This is a genomic window from Paenibacillus peoriae, assembly GCF_022531965.1.
Lineage (GTDB): Bacteria > Bacillota > Bacilli > Paenibacillales > Paenibacillaceae > Paenibacillus > Paenibacillus polymyxa_D.
In genome coordinates, this window is sequence record NZ_CP092831.1 from 1,307,104 (window position 1) to 1,325,159 (window position 18,056).

Consider the following 18,056-nt stretch of genomic DNA (forward strand, 5'->3'; position numbering starts at 1 on the left):
CTTACTCCGAAACCGTCGCTCCATCTGCTGGAATGTGGATGCGCCCCTTTAAACCTTCACGGTTGATATGTTCCGTAAGCTCTGAGCGAGTTAGTAGACAATGGTTGATTGCTTCCATGTGGACAGCCACGATTTGTGTATAAGGGGCATGTTGTGCTACCGTCGTTACATCCTGGGCATTCATAATAATGGGATCACCTACCGTAAACCGTGCTCCTCCAGCGTTCACAATTGTCCAGTCAGGACGATATTTATCCAGTGTTTCCGCGACTTCACTGCACCAGATCGTATCCCCGGCCAAATAGACGACAGGTTCACCTGGTGCCTGAAAAACAAAGCCGGATACGGGTCCCATCTGCTCCCCGATTTCTCCGGTGCCGTGATGCCCGGTTGTACGGATAATCTCAATTTCTCCCACAGAACCAGCCAACGGAATCGGGGTAACCTGTGTAAAACCATCAGCAGTGATTTGTTCTTCATTTCCGGGCTGGCAGAAGACAGGAATTTGTTTGTCCAACCAGCGTACTGCTGCCGGGTCCCAATGATCGGGATGTAAATGTGTGACGATGACAACGTCAGGCTGTCCGAGTGCCTGCCATTGTGGCGGCAAGGGAACCAGTGGATTACGGCGGGCATTTTCCGTATTGGGGACCGGCGGATTTGCGCCAGCATCGCTCAACATCGGATCGATCAGAAATTTTACTCCAGCGTATTCCAGCCATAAGGTTGCGTTACGGATTAGTGTGATTTTCATATATGAAAGCTCCTTTGTGATGAATGTTATTTTTGACCAAGTGTATTTTCGGTAGTTCATTGTTTCTGTTACAATCATATCTGACGCAAGGAGCTACAGGCTACGGTTTGCTGAAAGGAAAATCAGCATTATCGTTTCATCATGAAAGGAAAAATAACTATGGAACTATTCGCACCTGATGACACCGATCTGCGCATTCTTCATCATTTAATTGAAGACAGCTCTTTATCGCACAAGGAGATCGGCCAGCTTGTTCATTTGACAGGCCAAGCCGTAGGGGCGCGTGTTCGAAAAATGCAGGATGCGGGCATTATCGAAGGCTATACGCTGCGCTGGAACCCTGAAAAAATTGGACAGACGATTCATGCCTTTATTACGGTTTTTTTGAATTCAGGAACGACTCACAGTGCTTTCCAGGCTTTTGCACGGGAGCATCCCTATATTGTTGAAATCCATCGGGTGAGTGGGGAGGGCTGTTATTGGATGCGGGTGCGCATGTCCTCACAGACAGAGTTAAATACCATGCTGGATGAACTTACGAAGTTTGGTAATTACAAATTGAGTTTTTCCATTGGTGAGATTTAACGATAAAAGCTTTTGGCGTTGGTGCCGAAAGCCTTTTTATTTGGCGAGGGCTATCGAGGTCAACTTATAGTGTGTGTTCAAAAAGTCGGCTTTTCAGGACCGAGAAGGTTGGATGAAGCTAGGGACTGAGTAGCGGAGCATAGACAGATCTACGTGAGCAACGGAAGGCCCGGCTGAATTCAAGATTCGACGTCGAATCCGCTTCTTGAATAGCTTCGTTATGGAAAGACGACTTTTTGAACAACCTCTTATAGGCTCATTTTAAAAATATGCTGCAAGCCGTGTTGTCCCAATTTAGTGTCACCTTCATCTATAAAGCCGCATTTGCGATACAGACTTTGGGCAGACAGATTACGGGCATTGACGCCCAGTACAATCTCGCGAATATGTGGGAAGTGTCTGGCGATGAACTGTGGTAGTAGAAGCAGCCCTTTTTTGGCGAATCCTTGTCCCTGATCTGCGTAATGAATAGAGAACGCGCGTAGCAGCAGTGCCTCAGAAGTATTCGTATAGTCCGCTAATTCATCCCCATTGTATAAAATGAAAAATCCAACGGGTCTTCTAGTAGCCGTAATCACGACAGGATGGCGGTGCGGATCTTCCTTGGCCAGTATGAGCATTTCATCCGGCATTCCAGTAAACTGCTTCTGCTCCTCAGGTAAGTAGAAGGTATGTAAAATGGCATCATGCCCACAATGGTAAGGGACAAGCTCTACATTATTCATCATTACACTCCGATCTGTATGGATTTTTAACTTTCTTTATCATCTAGTTTGCTAAAAAAAGAAACCTGAACTCGCCTTGCTTACGTATTACCCATACATAAACTAGCATAGTCAAAAGGAGACGTCTACGCTTATGAAGCAGCTTACAGAATATCGGGAAAGCCAGGACGTATTGCGTCATGAGTTGAAGAATATTGAAAAATGGGAGAAGGAACAGAAGGACATTTTTTTCTGGGAAAAAATCGGCAGATGGCCTTTTATGTTGCTGGATCGGCTGACGCCCAAAATCATTAAAGACAAGCTGGAGCAACTCCTTAACGAGTTGGGTAGCTTCATTCAGAACGGCGGCAAATATTTGGTGAAGGAAGAAACGGTTCTGAACAGGCTGAAAAAGACGGCCCATGAACATGTCATTCAGCAAAATGGTGCAGATTCCGCTTCGGATACGCAGGACCTGCCTCGTGCCGGGGAAAACGTTGATTCAGAACATAGTGTCGAACCTATGTGGGAGTTGAAGCAGGCGGCTGAGCTCCCGCTAACCATCATGGATCGGACTGCCGACGATATGACATCGGCTCGCATTACCTTTGCCACCGCTCAGGGAGCAACAACGGGGATTGGTGGTGTGTTTACGATTGCGGCGGATATTCCTCTTTTGCTCGGCTTGTCGCTCAAAGTGCTTCAGGAAATAGCCTTGTGCTATGGCTTTAATCCCCATGATAAGCAGGAACGCATTTTTATTATTAAATGTATGCAATTTGCTTCATCCGATATTGTGGGGAAGAAGGCCGTATTAGAGGAGCTGGCTTTGTTCGATGATCCTTCACGTCAGGCACAGGTTTTTTCCCAGATGCAGGGATGGAGAGAGGTCATTAACACCTATCGTGATCAGTTTGGATGGAAAAAGCTGCTTCAAATGGTCCCGATTGCGGGCATTTTGTTCGGGTCTATCGCGAATCGAAGTGCTATTAGTGATGTAGCTGAAGCAGGGAAAATGCTGTATCGGAAGCGTCGGATTGTGATGCGTTTGGCAGAAGTAGAGAGTGAGGAATCACGTTAGTTGGCTATAAAGGTGTGCAGCGGCCAGGATGGCCGCCACACGTTAGCCTGTTACACTTCGGCTCCATTTTCTTCCGCCCAGCGGTTCAGAGTTTTATCTGTAGGAAGCAGGAAGGTTAAGATGCCGAGCAGTGGCAAAAAGCCGCACAGGAACATGATGTGGGTGATGCCTACTTTGTCGATCCAGTTGCCGAGTACGAGCGCGCCTACACCGCCAAGGCCAAAAGCCAGACCTGTAATGAGACCGGACACGGTCCCGATTTTACCAGGCACGAGCATCTGCGCATATACGACTGTGACCGAAAAGCTAGATAGCATAATAAATCCGATAATCGCCAGCAGGATTGCCGTCCAGAATTGGTTGGCATAAGGTAGTGCCAGCGCGAGTGGTGCAGCTAATACCATGGACAGAAAAATCATATTGCGTTTACCAAAACGGTCCGCGAGCGGACCGCCAAAGAAGGTGCCCAGCGCTCCAGCTCCGAGGAACAGGAAAATGTAAAGCTGTGCATCAGCCAATGGCATTTTAAATACTTCCATCAGGTAAAACGAATAGTAGCTTCCGACCGAGGTCGAGTACCACGAACGGACGAATACCAGTAGAATGAGGACAATCATGGCAAACATAACGCGGTTACGCACTTCGGGCTTCATGCGGCGTGCCACCGCTTTTTTGCGTGCAATGCCTTCTGTACGTAGGACGTTACCGTACCAGCGTGCGATGAACGATTGCACCACAATTCCCGCTGCCGCAATACCTGTGAACCAGATCGCACCAAATTGTCCCAACGGGATAAAAATCCAGCTCGTGAGCATCGGCGCCAGCGATTGGCCCGCATTACCGCCAACTTGAAAAATGGATTGTGCCAATCCCCGACGCGGCCCGGCCGCCATATGGGATACGCGCGAGCCTTCAGGGTGAAAGGCAGCCGAGCCCAGACCCACAAAGATGACTGCGATCAGCACCGCTTTATAATCGGCAGCATAGGCGAGCAACAGCATGCCAGTCAGCGTAAAGCCCATGCCGATGGGAAGGATAGCGGGCGTAGGCCGTTTGTCCGAAAACAAGCCAATCACAGGCTGCATGATTGAAGCTGTAAAATTGATCGCGAATGAAATCCAGCCGATCTGCGTGTAGTTCAGGCTCATAGATTCCTTTAAGATCGGAAAGATCGCTGGAATGACCGATTGAATCGAGTCATTGAACAGATGGACGAAACTGATCGCAATCAGAATCGCAAAAACGGTGCCTTTCACTTGCGGCCCTGGGAGGGGGAGCGATTGGCCCGTTTCATTTTTTGTAGCGGATTTACTAGTCATGGCAACCTCCGAATATGTATGTATATTTTAAGATATAGGAAGCGATCCGTTTGCAGCAAATGGCTGAAAGTGGGATGAAGGCCACCTTTACTCATTACTGCTTGCCCATCCTGCTGGATACTCTTCATTGCTCCATTTAGTTAGAATTTCTAAAATGGCATATCGAAATTCAAACATTTACCATCCCCAAAACCGATATATATGTGAGTATTTTGTATCAATCCCAAAAAGGCTTTCAAATCAGCAATATAGAGATCGAAGCGATCTAGTTCGTTTATATATTGTATTTTTGAGCGTTGGGAATGGAATTATGCAAGTTACTGATATGGAAATAGAGATAGAAAAGGGGAATCACGATGAGAAAAGCAGCGATGATTTTGCTGGCAGTATCCGTGGTATGTGGAGCGGTGGTGGGAACTACGTTAAACACTGGAGAAACAGCAGTAGCGGCAAATGTAACGACGAACAGCACTTGGAAAAATGCTAAAATTATAGACGTGATCGACCGGAATAACTACATACTGGATGATGGTTCTTTATGGAGAAAGAGTATAGATGGCCCGGCTATTGAGAAATTGAATTTGAAGGGCATTACAGGCAGCAAAGACAAGAGTCAAGGTTATTATGGCTGGACTGAGGACGGGAAGGTAGCCATCTGGGATGATAACTCCGACCCAAAAGTGACGGCTCAATCCTCAGGAGTAAAAGAGATTACAGGTGAGGGTTTAGCTATTAAAACCGATGGAACGATCTCCTGGGGAAGAGAACAGGTCGAGGGAATATCGGATGCTATAGACGGTGATAAGGTAAGTACCTACTTTACGGTTCTTACTCGATCCGGTGATGTATGGTATTCCACAGGGTACGCAGAATCTAAGCCCCGCAAGATAGGTCATGTAGACCATGCGTTGGATATCAAAATGAGTACGGCGTATGCTGCAGTACTTAAGGAAGATGGTCATGTCACGATGCTGGATATGCTGACCAATGAACCACCACGCGAAGTGGGAAGTGATATTAATTCTATTTTATGGAAAAAAGGTACGCATGTCTTGATTACTGTACATCGCGACGGGACGGTATGGAGCTATGATCGGCTGAAAAAATATCCTGCGGTGCAGCTTAGCGGGTTGTCTAATGTTGCACGGTTGGTTGATTCGCCTGACGAGCTTTTTGCACAATTAAAGGATGGCTCTTGGGTCGGCTATAAGGACGGAACCACGACTGCGCTGAGTTTGCCTACATTAACGGGTATGTCCTTGTTGACGACCTCCAAAGAGGCTGCCATCGGCGATACGATTCAATTAAATGTACAAGAGACGTATTCGAACGGTTATCGACTAACACGTCATCCCGAAGCTAGTGAGATTGAAGTGGAGAAACCGCAGGTTGCCGAGCTACAGCAGAATGGTTCCGGTACACTCAAAGTAAGGGGCATTGGCAGCACAGCCGTATCTCTGCGGAACGAAGGTATACCATCTTCTTTTACACTAAAGGTATCGTCTGACCAAACCTTGACCGGGGCGGCTATACTAAACGGCAGTGTGTATTTGCCTGTGCAGTCTGTGTTCAAGACGCTGGGTGGATCTGTTACCGTGGCGAACCAGGCCTTTACGATCAAGCTGGGTAAAAACAATATCGTACTCCAAAAAGGGAGTTCCACCGCGATAGTGAATGGTAAACCTGTTGCACTGAAGGGCAAGGTTCAAACGGTTAACGGACAGGTTGTATTCCCGGGAACATTACTGACCGATCTGAAGTTGGGCGGATTCAAATGGAATCGTGACCGTCAGCAAGGCGAATTATCTGTGGGCGCTACCAAGCTGGTCATTGAGACGCCGGAAACGGCTAAAATTATCAAAGCCATTGATCTGGGTAGTCTGTCCAAATTAATTGGCAAAACCTATTGGGTCAATAACTTCTATAACGCTGGAGAGCGATTTGGCAAGGTAACAGTTAGAGACATCGAAGTCAGCACAGACCCGAACGGTGTTAAATCCTACGAAGTTATTTTCCAGGGAGCTAATGGCGAAACTTATGACACGTTTTCCATCATCGGAGCTTCACGTATTCCACAGATGCTGTCTGATTCCGATCAATTTCTAACTTACGATCCGTACAAGAAATACCAATGGTCGCAAGCCATCTGGAACAAGATTAAAAATAATGAGGTAAGCTTGGGCATGAATACGACGCAGGTGCAGTTCGCATGGGGAAGCCCAACAGTCAGAGAAAAGGGGGCTGCTTCAAACGGAACTCAAGTCGAAGCCTGGGTATACGGCAATCGTAGTCTTTATTTCAAGGCAGTAGCTTTCGTGAATGGCAAAGTCATAGAAGTATGGCTGTAGGGTGGCTGATTTTCTATAACGGTTTGAAAGAGGTATCTCAAGATTCGTATATACGAATCTTGGGATGCCTTTTTTTTATTTAACAAAACCAAGCTCTTGATTTAACAAACTTAAGATATGATTCTTTATGTCATACATCTTGTTATATAGATAATAGCTCCGTAGAGAAAGTATGAAGAGCACAAGAGAAGAGAGGATCTGATTTAAGAATGAAATCGCTAAGGAAACCACTATCAGTTGCTTTACTATCTTTACCACTACTTCTAGGTTCCCTGGGTGGAAGTTATGCGAGTGCGGCAACCCTGCCAACAACGGTAACTCCAACAGAACCGTCGTGGGGATATTTCGTAGATCATTATAAAAATAATAGTTCTGCAAATAAGACGGAAAGCTCTAATCCGACCCTCGGGCTGCTCTCCGAATTTAATAAGCTTTGGACTCCCGGCGCTACCTGGGATACAGGTACCAAGCTAAACAGCAGCGTGCTGGACGCCAATATTCAAAAAGTGATTGATATCGCTGCCCGTCGCACTTCCAGTGAGGCCGATGCGGCTTATTTGGATGATCGCAGAAACCAGAGCTACAGTGTGATCGACGGGCTGGGTTCGCTCACTGATGTATATCGAAAGAATGCAGGTGCCACGACAACGATCAACGACATTCCAGCAGATGCCCTGACTAAGAAATACGAAGATGAGGGAACGAATGCTGGGAGTACAAGCTCCAATCTCGGCAACATCGTAAATCTGGTAAATACCTTGCGCGGAGAATATTCTACGACGAACCCGGCTAAGTCTTATTTTAGCTATCCTCGCCCGTTTCGCTGGAGCGATAACTCAGTAGTTGTTCCGAGCCTTATTCCCGCTCTCAAAGCTGATGCTACTAGCGATGGCGGCTTTCCTAGCGGTCATACCAATGCTGCGTATCTCAGTTCTATTGCTATGGCCTACGCCGTGCCGGAGCGTTATCAGGAACTGCTGACACGAGCTTCGGAGCTGGGCAATAACCGTGTTGTTGCTGGTATGCATTCCCCGCTTGATGTTATGGGAGGACGTGTCATGGCAACAGCGATGGCTGCTGCTATCCTGTCTGATCCAGCCAATAGCAGTTTGAAGAAAGCCGCTTATCAGGATGCTCGTAAACAACTGCTGTCTCAAAAAGGTACAGCTCCAGATCGGTTCAGCAATTATGCCACAAACAAAAAAAATTATAATCAACGATTAACATACGGATTCAGTCAGGTTAATCCAACCGCGACGCCTATGATAGTGCCTAAGGGAGCTGAGGTACTATTGGAGACACGCTTGCCTTACCTGGATAGCACACAACGTCGTTGGGTTTTGGCTACCACGGGTATTCCTTCCGGCTATCCTGTACTTGATGATGCTGAGGGATGGGGACAATTGAACTTGTTTTCCGCTGCGGATGGCTACGGTGCTTTCGCCAATAATGTGACGGTGAATATGGACGCTTCCAAAGGTGGTTTCAATGCATTGGATCGCTGGCGCAATAATATATCTGGTGTTGGAAAGCTGACTAAAAAGGGAACAGGTACGTTGAAACTAATGGGCAACAATACGTATTCCGGCGGTACACAGATCGACCAAGGTACTTTGGAGGGAACTTCGGACACGGCTTTCGGAAGTGGCGGAATTACGAATAACGGGGGAACTCTTCTTAAAAATGCTTCTGGGAAGCTGATTATTGGCGGAAATTACAAACAATCTGCCAAGGGAACACTTGAGCTTAACCTACGCACTAAAAATGATGTGCTCAAAATAAAGGGAACAGCCATACTCAACGGAAAATTACGCCTGAACTTTTCTAACAAATATGTGCCGGCTAATGGTGCTACGATCTTAACTTATGCTAAACGAAATGGAGCATTTTCTTCCATTGAAACGGTAGGTTTACCAAGCAATTATAAAGTGAAGGTTATCTATACAGCTGACAGTGCTCAGTTGAAAGTCACTAAGTAAAACGTAAGTAACTCTCTATACAACAATTGAAGTGCACCTTTAAAATACATGGGAATAAACCAGAAGGTTATTCCAGTATGTATTCTAGGGTGCACTTTATTGTTTCATCAGGCACCAGTTGCTAGTATGCATTTATAATTAAGGATATAAAAAGGTCAAAATTTGACCTTAATGTAGTAAAATAATCCCGCTGTTTGAAAGCGCAGTCATGATATTCTTAAGAAGCATATTTGATCAAAGTTTTAAATGATTCAGACTAACTAAGAGGAACAGAGGAAAGGAAGAGACTGATGAGTCTTGAAAAAGAATACGTTAAAATAGCCCAAGATGTCATTAAAGGGCTTGGCGGAGAAGACAATATTATTTCCATGGCACATTGTGCCACACGGCTGAGGCTGATTGTAAAAGATAGAGAAATTATTGATGATGAATTTATTGAGAATATTGATAAGGCCAAGGGCGTTTTCTTTACCTCTGGGCAATATCAAATTATTTTTGGAACCGGTACTGTAAATAAAGTATACGATGCCATGGTTGGCCAAAGCATATCTGCTACATCAAAGGCTGATTTGAAAGAGATGGCCTCCACTCAAGGTGATAATCGGTTCAAAAGAATGATCCGTGTTTTCGGGGATGTATTTGTTCCCATTATGCCTGCATTGGTAGCTACAGGATTATTCATGGGAGTTAGAGGCTTAGTAACTCAGCCTGCACTGCTCCAGTTATTTGGACTCACACCTGATCATATTTCTGCGAATTTCATATTGTTTACGCAAATATTGACCGATACGGCTTTTGCATTTTTACCCGTGTTGGTATGTTGGTCGGCCTTCCGGGTGTTTGGTGGATCACCACTATTGGGGATATTGATTGGATTAATGTTAGTAAGTCCTTCGTTGCCTACATCTTGGGATGTCGCCCAAAAAGTTCAGGAACCACTAGTGTTTTTCGGATTCATTAAAATTGCAGGCTATCAGGGCTCGGTTCTGCCTGCTTTCATAATAGGTGTCGTGGGGGCGATGCTAGAGAAGAAAATCAGAAAATCAGTTCCGGATGCATTGGACTTAATTCTAACACCGTTTCTGACATTATTAATAACACTGGTATTAGGATTGTTCGTGATTGGTCCCATTTTTCACGAGGTGGAAACTTTAATATTAATGGGTGTTACCGCCATTTTAAAATTACCATACGGCATCGGCGGATTTATTTACGGTGGCATCAATCAGATTATTGTAGTTACCGGACTGCACCATGCCTTAAACCTGATTGAAATACAGATGCTAGTGGGCAGTGGTTGGAATATGGTAAACCCGATCAGTTCAGCATCGATTTGCGCACAAGCAGGTGCTGCGCTGGCTGTCGGTCTAAAATCTAAAAATGTAAAAACCAAATCCATTGCGTATCCTTCTACCTTGTCTGCGTTATTGGGTATTACAGAACCCGCTATCTTTGGGGTGAACATTCGATATGGCAAACCGTTCTTGATGGGCTTGATTGGCGGAGCGGTTGGCGGTTTCTTCGCACGTATATTTAATGTTCAAGCAACGGGCATGTCAATCACAGCCCTACCGGGAATGTTATTGTACCTGAACAATCAGATATTCATATATATCTTAGTTTGTGTAATCGGCTTTGCTGTGGCATTTGCACTAACGTGGATCTTTGGGTTTAAAGAAAAAACAGATCACAAATAAAATGATGTGGGGAGAATCATGGACAACAACACACTGCTTAAGAAATTGGACAGTCTTTCAATATAAGAGAAAATAGGCCAGCTCATCCAACTGACCGGTGATTTTTTTGAAGGGGATATAGACACTGTTGTGACGGGTCCCTTAAAAAAATTAGGGTTAAACGCCGGCTACAATATATATAACACAGGCTCCATATTGAACATCACTAATCCAGAAAAAATTATCCAACTGCAAACGGATTATTTGGAAAAATCGATTCATAAAATTCCGCTGCTGTTCATGGCAGATATTATCTATGGGTATCGAACCATCTTCCCGATTCCGATTGCACAAGCATGTAGTTGGAATTATGAGGGTATAGAACATGCAGGTTCGATTGCTGCCCAGGAATGTTATGACGAAGGTGTGCACGTGACCTTTTCCCCCATGGTAGATATCGTTAGAGATCCCCGTTGGGGGCGGGTGATGGAATCGCCTGGAGAGGACACTTTGCTGGCGAAGAAATATGCCGAAAGCATGGTTCAGGGGATCCAGGGGAGAAACTTGGAAGGAATCATACCAACGAATAAAATTGCCGCTTGCGTCAAACATTTTGCCGCTTATGGGGCACCTGTCGCTGGACGTGAGTATAACGCCGTGGATATGTCGGAGCACACGCTGCGAGAATATTATTTGCCAGGGTATCAAGCTGCAATCGAGGCGGGGGCAAAGCTTGTTATGACGGCCTTTAATACCCTGAATGGCGTTCCTGCAACAGGAAACGAGTGGCTTAACCGCGACGTGCTAAGACGAGAGATGAATTTTAATGGTGTGTTGATCTCGGATTACGCCGCTATAGAAGAACTGATCATGCACGGTTATGCTGAGGACGAGGCTTCAGCCGCAAGGCTGGCATTGTTGGCTGGTGTTGATGTGGATATGAAGACAGCAGTATACGCCAATCAATTGGAGAAAGTAGTATCTGATAACGAGCATATGCTGGGGCTGTTGAATGAAGCGGTATACCGTATTTTAAAGCTGAAAAATGATTTGGGGCTGTTTGAGGACCCGTTCCGCGGATTACAGGAAACCGTTCAGCGGTCGAGAAACAGCATTCTGTCAGATGAACATAAAAAAGCCGCGCTGTCCTTGGCTGAAGAATCCGTAGTTTTGCTGAAAAATGAAAATCAACTGCTGCCATTGTCTAAACATACCAAAGTAGCTTTAATCGGTCCTTACGCAGATGAAAACTCCACCCTGGGCATGTGGGCCATTAAGGGGGATGAGGCGGATACCGTCAATTTGAAAATGGGATTATTAAAGCATGTTGATCCCGACAATCTCTCGGTTTGCAAAGGGGCGCACATGCTTCCTGCTAATGCAAGAGAAGCCCTTGGCAAATATGCGGACAAGCTGGCTGCTGAAACAGTCGATGAGGAGGCCCTGCTGCGCGAAGCAATCCGAAATGCTAACGAAGCGGATGTCATTGTCCTCGCCTTGGGAGAAAGTATTTATCAGAGCGGAGAAGGGGGATCGCGAACGAACCCGACGCTTCCTAAGCCGCAAATGAAACTACTCCATGAATTAAGTTTACAGGGCAAAAAGATGGTTCTGATCGTTTATAGCGGAAGACCTTTGATTCTTACCGAAGTAGCCGGAAAAGTGGACGCTATTGTTCAAGCCTGGTATCCAGGAACGATGGGCGGAGAAGCACTGGCTAATATACTGTATGGGGAAGTCAATCCATCGGGGAAATTAGCCATGACCTTTCCACGGAGCGTGGGACAAATTCCGATATCCTACAATGAGTTGAATACAGGCAGACCGAATTTAAAGGAAAATGGCTCTTATCGGTTTGCATCCCGATATATAGATGAAGTGAATGAACCCTTGTATCCATTTGGCTATGGTAAATCTTATACCTCATTTGAATACAGCCTATTAACAATTAGCCAAAAAGAAATGAAGAAAAATGAGTCAGTTGATATCTGTATGTCTGTTACCAACACTGGCATTTATGATGGAAAGGAAACGATCCAATTATACATTCGCGATAAATTTGCAAGTATTGCAAGGCCAGTGAAAGAATTAAAAGACTTTAAAAAAGTTTTTTTGCAAAGTGGCGAGACCCAAAATGTTGAATTTTCAATTCATGAAGAGATGCTTAAATTTTATGATCGTGAAATGCAATACAAAAGTGAACCCGGTGAATTTGATGTTTATATCGGGTCAAGCTCGCAGGAAATTTTGCTGAGTTTTAGTTTTGTTTTTTTACCGGAGGATGAGCATGAATAAAAGCGACGCGTATAACCTGAAATATCATATTACCCCTCCTTACGGTTTGCTCAATGATCCTAATGGACTTGCTTATTTCAATCATCAATATCATGTGTTTTATCAGTGGAATCCAAAAGGAACTGAGCATAAAAATAAATGCTGGGGCCATGTTGTTTCCAGCGATCTGGTGCACTGGCAAAGGAAAAGTGTCGCGCTGGAGCCTTCGGAATGGTATGACAAGGATGGCATTTATTCGGGCGGGGGCATTGTTCATAATGAAAAGCTGTATCTGTTTTATACAGGAAATGTAATCCGAGATGATGGAGTAAAAGAAAGCTATCAATGCGCCGCGATTTCGGAGGATGGAGAGTATTTTCAAAAAATCGGCCCTTTGTTTGAGCATCCCCAAGGTTACACTAGGCATGTTCGAGATCCGAAAGTATGGAGAGACCAACACGGGAACTGGTGGTTGATTGTTGGTGCTCAGAGAGAAGATTTGACTGGAGATACGCTTATCTACAAATCTGAAAATTTGTCCGATTGGGAATGCCAAGGATCATTTGTTGATCATGATCATCAATTTGGATATATGTGGGAATGTCCGGATGTACTTCAATTTGCCGAAAACGATGTTTTTGTTTTCTCTCCTCAGGGTTTACCGGAGAGAGGCGAATATTATAAAAATCCTAATCAATCGGGATATATGGTTGGCAAATTATCGAATACAGGCAAATTCAACGGGGACCTTTCCGATTTTAAAGAGCTTGATCGAGGATTTGATTTTTACGCTCCACAATCATTCAAAGTTAATGACAGAACCATTATGTTCGGATGGATGAGCGCCATGAATGAGGAAGCGGAGAGGGCTGTCCCGACCATTCAAGAGGGCTGGATTCATGCATTAACACTTCCTAGAGAAGTTGTGCTGATGAACGGTGTGTTGTACCAGAAACCATTGCCGGAATTACAATTGTTAAGACTGGATGGCATGCATTACAAAGGGGAAATTCAAAGTAGTAGTGAGTGGGTGCTGCCTTCTACACAAGCGGAGCTAATTGTTGATTTTTCCTTACTGACAGAAAATTTTAAAATGATCATAAGGGATGCTGTGCAAATTGACTATGATCAGGAACAAAACAGTCTGACCGTTTGGAGAACAAACTGGTTGACTGGCGAGAGAGAGTACAGAAGAGCAACATTAAATAATAAGCTTGCAGAAATGCAAATATTCATTGAAAGCTCAAGCCTGGAGATCTTTGTGAATGAGGGTGAAGAAGTGTTTTCCCTGCGTTATTTCATAGAAGGTGCAGACCAAAGCAATGTATTACTTGAGGCAGGACACAATGTAGGAGAAGTTAGAATGTATCAGTTGCAGGAATGTGTAGGGTAACATTTTTTTGCTTGCCGGGTTGCAAGCAGGTTAAGGAAGGCTGTTCATTATCCCGTTTGCGGGAAGAACTGCCTTCTTTTTTATTTTTGGTCCGTTGAATAGATTCTGCTTGTCCGGGCATTTTACTATCGGTATAGTATGAGTATTAGTATAAGAGTTTATGCCTTAATATAGAATACAGATGAATTACTCATGGCTGGCTGATGAGGTGTGGTGATGAAAAAAATATATGAACATATCGAAATAGACAGAAAAAAAATGATTAACCTTTTTATGTTCCAATCCAGAGATACAGAAAGAGTCATTCCTATGCATTTTCACAGCAATATGGAGTTGATCTACTGTACAAGTGGAAGTCTAAAGGTGTGGCATGAAGGAAAAATAACTATTTTGATGGAAAAGGATGCGCTATTCATTAACAGCAATGTTCCGCATTCCACGCAGAGCATTACGGAGAACCAGGTCATAGTGCTGCAATTTCCAGACACTTTCTTTGCCAATGAACAAGTAATCATCCATTTAAACACGCAAGAGAAACAAGTTGAAGAACCTATAATCTCTAAATTAAGAGGATTGTTTATGGATATATATGATCTACATATTTCCAAAAGCAAATACGACTACATTTTAGAGCAAAGCCGAATTATTGAACTGAAATATTTGCTTGTCAATCATTTTAGTCAGACGACAGACATTCCACCGGAAGTATTCAGTGAAAAGCAACAAAAGATAAAGACAATCATGGACTTTATTAAAGAGCATTATACTGAAAATATTAGCTTGGCCAAAACGGCCCGTATCTGCGGTTATTCGGAGGCTTATTTGTCGCGAATGTTTCATAAATATACAGGCCAGACGTTTACCGAATACAAGCAAATTCTTTGTTTGGAGAAGGCGATTGATTTACTGGATTCAACTAATAAGTCACTTACAGAAATTTCTTATGAGGTCGGGTTTCCAAACAAGAAATCTTTCAGAAAAGCTTTTAGAGAAGTTATGGGTAAAACACCTTATGAATATAAAAAATCAAGATTTGATCTGGATGTGTAATGCCACAAGCGTGCACAGTCTCCTTTCAGTAAAACGAAGAGGTTGTCCCTGAGTCATTTGATGACTTTAGGACAACCCCTTGATATTTACGCTATGTCAGAAGAGTTATTAGCTTAACGGTTATCAACCTTTTCTGGGTACATATCATGATTCATCATGCGGTGCTCCGCTATCTGTTCATACTTTGTTCCTGGCTTGCCGTAGTTGGTATACGGGTCGATAGAGATGCCGCCGCGTGGCGTGAATTTGCCCCATACTTCAATGTATCGAGGGTCCATCAGCTTAATTAAGTCATTCATGATGATGTTGACGCAGTCTTCATGGAAATCGCCGTGGTTACGGAAGCTGAACAGGTACAGCTTAAGGGATTTGCTTTCTACCATTTTAATATCGGGAATGTAGCTGATGTAGATGGTTGCAAAATCAGGTTGTCCTGTAATCGGACACAGGCTGGTGAACTCCGGGCAATTGAACTTTACAAAATAATCCCGATAGGGATGTTTATTATCAAAGCTTTCGAGAATGGCGGGATCATAGGCAAAAGTGTATTGTGTGCCTTGATTGCCAAGCAGGGTAACATCGGTCATTTCTTCGGGTGTTCTTCCGGTCATATGGATAAGGCTCCTTAAAGTAAGTTGGTTTGGTAAAAGAGAGAGGGAGTTATGGTGGTGGGAGGTCGCTCCGCGAATGATTTGAGTCTCCGCTTCGCTGCCGACCGCCGTCATCACCATAAAGTCCTACTCGTTTACGTGTAGGTTGGGATAGAAGTGAGTAATGCTCTCCTTTGTGTATCACATACAGCGCATACGGAATATATTACATATAAGTGTTATACGCCGCGTTTGTTGCCCCATACGAGGGTGTGGAGCTGCGGGAGTACTCTTACATCGTTTAGTAGGGAATCGTCCATGACACGGTCGATAAGCCATTCATAACGATGGAGTAGAGACTCCGCTATCTGTCCGGTATTCTCCGTGTTTACATCTGGATTACCCGTCTGAAGGAACAGCGGTACGTGTGGATAGCGCTCGTGAACAGTGCGGGCATAGGCAAGATCGGTGTCATCGAAGATGACGACCTTCAAGCTGCAAGCTCCGGTATAGAGCCGCGCAGATTCATTAGCGGGTTCCTTCAAGTCTGTTGCGATTGCGACGTGGGACGTCGCTTGGGACTCACTAGCCCTCTTCCGGTTTGACAGACGGGCGACAATATCATCCAGCACATCCCAGTTGGTCGTCATACCAGAGCTGGGCGGTTTCGGGGATAGGGTTACCTCATCGATATCGTACAGCCATTCCTGCCAGCGGGAGCCTTGTGTTTCGACAGCGGTGGCAATGCCTTGACTGCGCAGCAGGGTGATTAGCTCCCCAAGCTGCGGTAGCAGGGCAGGATTGCCTCCAGAAAGAGTCACATGCGAAAACCGTTCGCCACCGATGGCCTTCAGCTCCTGCCAAATGTCTGTGGCACTCAGACGACGGATCTGATCCTTGGCGCTGCCGTCCCAGGTAAAGGCGGAGTCACACCACGAGCAACGGTAATCGCAGCCTGCGGTACGAACAAACATCGTTTTACGACCAATGACCATACCTTCGCCCTGAACGGTGGGACCAAACACCTCCAGTACGGGAATAGGGGCTATTTGGGTGCCGTGGGAGGCTGTCATGGGTTGGTGAGAAGTCACAGTATTACTCATCGAGCATCCACTCCCGTCGGAACTCGGCGTAGCTGGTAGGTGTCTCGAACAACCGTACAAACTCGGTACGTCCACCTTCGACACGGTTGCAGTATGCCTCCGAGGTCAAGGCTGTCTCCATTTGTTCAAAGATCCAGACGACCATATTTTCCGCCGTTGTATTCATTGGAGGAAGCGTCTCATTCAAGTAACGGTGGTCCAGAAAAGGCTCAATCCGCTCTTTCCAGATCGTTTTGATGTCACCAAAATCCAGCGTTAGACCCGTTTCGCCCGGTATACCACTTATGCCAAATACGACGATATAGGTATGTCCATGCAGATTTTTGCATTTGCCTTCGTAGCAGTGTAAATGATGTGCTGCATCGAATGTAAATTGTTTGCTGACGAGTACACGTTTGCGGTGATAACGCAGCTGAGAGCGCTCAATGTCTGTCCCGAACTCTTGGAGCTTATCGACAATGCGAAAGGTACCTGGCTCACGCATGACCTTCAACTCCTTGAGATGAAGCTCCGCGCACCGCGAGATATTGCTCCAGTCCAGCACGGCGAAGTTTGCAAGCAGGGCATTCGCCACAGCCATCGCCAATGACGCCGTTATAGCACGTTAGTGTACGTGTTCTTACAAATTCAAAAGCTTTCAGCTCATCGGCCATGTGCCAAGTTTCGGCCTTGTTCAACCACATAAGCGGGGTATGAATCACAAAGGGATAGTCCATCGAAAGATTCAGTGTGACGTTCAGCGATTTGATAAAGGAGTCCCGGCAATCGGGATAGCCGCTGAAATCCGTCTCACATACGCCTGTAATGATGTGGCGCGCTCCTTTTTGCTTGGCGAGAACTCCCGCGAAGCTCAGGAACAGTAGGTTGCGACCGTCTACAAAGGTGCTAGGCAGTTCGCCTTCCTGTTGAGTAATGTCAATGTCTGTGCGTGTGAGGGCATTAGGGGCTAGTTGATTAAGCAGGCTCATATCCAGTACCGTTTGTGGAACACCCAGTTCGCGGGCGATTCCAGCGGCTACTTCGATTTCCTGCTTGTGGCGTTGACCGTAATCGAACGTCACAGTTTCTACTTCAGCAAAATGTTTTTTTGCCCAAAATAAACAGGTTGTGCTGTCTTGGCCGCCGCTGAATACGACAACTGCTTTTTCGTTTGCAAACATAAAAAAACCTCTCGATCTTCTTGGAATGGTGCAAGACACA

The 18,056-nt window shown here is 45.2% G+C and carries 15 protein-coding genes; 8 read left to right on the forward strand and 7 right to left on the reverse strand.

Annotated elements, in window-relative coordinates; genetic code table 11:
• Nucleotide 1: 1 nt before the first annotated feature.
• Nucleotides 2-754, reverse strand: a complete 753-nt coding sequence (locus MLD56_RS05850; RefSeq protein ID WP_029516136.1) for an MBL fold metallo-hydrolase — start codon at nt 752-754, stop codon at nt 2-4.
• A gap of 159 nt (nt 755-913) precedes the next feature.
• Between MLD56_RS05850 and MLD56_RS05855 the strand changes: the two genes are divergently transcribed.
• Nucleotides 914-1,339, forward strand: coding sequence for an Lrp/AsnC family transcriptional regulator (locus MLD56_RS05855; RefSeq protein WP_029516137.1), 426 nt, complete (start codon nt 914-916; stop codon nt 1,337-1,339).
• Nucleotides 1,340-1,587: 248 nt separating this feature from the next.
• On the opposite strand, the gene MLD56_RS05860 is transcribed toward MLD56_RS05855, so the two are convergent.
• Nucleotides 1,588-2,064 (reverse strand): GNAT family N-acetyltransferase, encoded by a 477-nt coding sequence (locus MLD56_RS05860; protein ID WP_029516138.1) that lies wholly within the window; start codon nt 2,062-2,064, stop codon nt 1,588-1,590.
• Between the two features lie 133 nt (nt 2,065-2,197).
• Between MLD56_RS05860 and MLD56_RS05865 the strand changes: the two genes are divergently transcribed.
• A complete protein-coding gene (locus MLD56_RS05865; protein ID WP_029516139.1) occupies nt 2,198-3,124 on the forward strand; it encodes an EcsC family protein in 927 nt (308 codons plus the stop codon).
• A 50-nt stretch (nt 3,125-3,174) separates the two neighbouring features.
• Here MLD56_RS05865 and MLD56_RS05870 read toward each other — a convergent pair whose 3' ends face one another.
• Nucleotides 3,175-4,443, reverse strand: coding sequence for an MFS transporter (locus MLD56_RS05870; protein WP_029516140.1), 1,269 nt, complete (start codon nt 4,441-4,443; stop codon nt 3,175-3,177).
• 356 nt (nt 4,444-4,799) lie between these two features.
• Between MLD56_RS05870 and MLD56_RS05875 the strand changes: the two genes are divergently transcribed.
• From MLD56_RS05875 to MLD56_RS05900, 6 genes are all read left to right on the forward strand, one after another.
• Nucleotides 4,800-6,791, forward strand: coding sequence for a stalk domain-containing protein (locus tag MLD56_RS05875; RefSeq protein WP_029516141.1), 1,992 nt, complete (start codon nt 4,800-4,802; stop codon nt 6,789-6,791).
• Nucleotides 6,792-7,000: 209 nt separating this feature from the next.
• On the forward strand, nt 7,001-8,770 hold the full coding sequence (locus tag MLD56_RS05880) for an acid phosphatase (RefSeq protein ID WP_029516142.1): 1,770 nt from the start codon (nt 7,001-7,003) through the stop codon (nt 8,768-8,770).
• Between the two features lie 290 nt (nt 8,771-9,060).
• Nucleotides 9,061-10,467: a sucrose-specific PTS transporter subunit IIBC gene (locus tag MLD56_RS05885; RefSeq protein WP_029516143.1), complete on the forward strand. Its 1,407-nt coding sequence runs from the start codon at nt 9,061-9,063 to the stop codon at nt 10,465-10,467.
• 72 nt (nt 10,468-10,539) lie between these two features.
• Nucleotides 10,540-12,741, forward strand: coding sequence for a beta-glucosidase BglX (gene bglX / locus MLD56_RS05890; RefSeq protein WP_346780035.1), 2,202 nt, complete (start codon nt 10,540-10,542; stop codon nt 12,739-12,741).
• Entirely contained in the window at nt 12,734-14,113 is a 1,380-nt protein-coding gene (locus tag MLD56_RS05895) for a glycoside hydrolase family 32 protein (RefSeq protein WP_029516145.1), read from the forward strand. The genes bglX and MLD56_RS05895 overlap by 8 nt, the downstream gene beginning before the upstream one ends.
• A 216-nt stretch (nt 14,114-14,329) precedes the next feature.
• Nucleotides 14,330-15,163, forward strand: coding sequence for an AraC family transcriptional regulator (locus MLD56_RS05900; protein WP_241113489.1), 834 nt, complete (start codon nt 14,330-14,332; stop codon nt 15,161-15,163).
• 113 nt (nt 15,164-15,276) lie between these two features.
• On the opposite strand, the gene queF is transcribed toward MLD56_RS05900, so the two are convergent.
• The 4 genes from queF to queC form a co-directional block, all read right to left on the reverse strand.
• Nucleotides 15,277-15,774 (reverse strand): preQ(1) synthase, encoded by a 498-nt coding sequence (queF, locus tag MLD56_RS05905; RefSeq protein ID WP_029516147.1) that lies wholly within the window; start codon nt 15,772-15,774, stop codon nt 15,277-15,279.
• A 218-nt stretch (nt 15,775-15,992) separates the two neighbouring features.
• Nucleotides 15,993-16,856: a 7-carboxy-7-deazaguanine synthase QueE gene (gene queE, locus MLD56_RS05910; protein ID WP_029516148.1), complete on the reverse strand. Its 864-nt coding sequence runs from the start codon at nt 16,854-16,856 to the stop codon at nt 15,993-15,995.
• The gene (queD, locus tag MLD56_RS05915; RefSeq protein ID WP_029516149.1) at nt 16,849-17,340 is read right to left on the reverse strand and encodes a 6-carboxytetrahydropterin synthase QueD; all 492 of its coding nucleotides are present in this window, start codon (nt 17,338-17,340) and stop codon (nt 16,849-16,851) included. The genes queE and queD overlap by 8 nt, the downstream gene beginning before the upstream one ends.
• Nucleotides 17,333-18,016 (reverse strand): 7-cyano-7-deazaguanine synthase QueC, encoded by a 684-nt coding sequence (gene queC, locus MLD56_RS05920; RefSeq protein WP_025720578.1) that lies wholly within the window; start codon nt 18,014-18,016, stop codon nt 17,333-17,335. Before queC ends, queD begins: the two co-directional genes overlap by 8 nt.
• Nucleotides 18,017-18,056 lie beyond the last annotated feature (40 nt).

Coding starts and splice junctions, on each gene's coding strand:
- queC (WP_025720578.1), bottom strand. CDS start 18,016: ATGTTTGCAAACGAAAAAGCAGTTGTCGTATTCAGCGGCGGCCAAGAC.
- MLD56_RS05865 (WP_029516139.1), top strand. CDS start 2,198: ATGAAGCAGCTTACAGAATATCGGGAAAGCCAGGACGTATTGCGTCAT.
- queE (WP_029516148.1), bottom strand. CDS start 16,856: ATGAGTAATACTGTGACTTCTCACCAACCCATGACAGCCTCCCACGGC.
- MLD56_RS05850 (WP_029516136.1), bottom strand. CDS start 754: ATGAAAATCACACTAATCCGTAACGCAACCTTATGGCTGGAATACGCT.
- queD (WP_029516149.1), bottom strand. CDS start 17,340: ATGCGTGAGCCAGGTACCTTTCGCATTGTCGATAAGCTCCAAGAGTTC.
- MLD56_RS05880 (WP_029516142.1), top strand. CDS start 7,001: ATGAAATCGCTAAGGAAACCACTATCAGTTGCTTTACTATCTTTACCA.
- MLD56_RS05860 (WP_029516138.1), bottom strand. CDS start 2,064: ATGAATAATGTAGAGCTTGTCCCTTACCATTGTGGGCATGATGCCATT.
- MLD56_RS05870 (WP_029516140.1), bottom strand. CDS start 4,443: ATGACTAGTAAATCCGCTACAAAAAATGAAACGGGCCAATCGCTCCCC.
- MLD56_RS05900 (WP_241113489.1), top strand. CDS start 14,330: ATGAAAAAAATATATGAACATATCGAAATAGACAGAAAAAAAATGATT.
- MLD56_RS05895 (WP_029516145.1), top strand. CDS start 12,734: ATGAATAAAAGCGACGCGTATAACCTGAAATATCATATTACCCCTCCT.
- MLD56_RS05885 (WP_029516143.1), top strand. CDS start 9,061: ATGAGTCTTGAAAAAGAATACGTTAAAATAGCCCAAGATGTCATTAAA.
- queF (WP_029516147.1), bottom strand. CDS start 15,774: ATGACCGGAAGAACACCCGAAGAAATGACCGATGTTACCCTGCTTGGC.
- MLD56_RS05855 (WP_029516137.1), top strand. CDS start 914: ATGGAACTATTCGCACCTGATGACACCGATCTGCGCATTCTTCATCAT.
- MLD56_RS05875 (WP_029516141.1), top strand. CDS start 4,800: ATGAGAAAAGCAGCGATGATTTTGCTGGCAGTATCCGTGGTATGTGGA.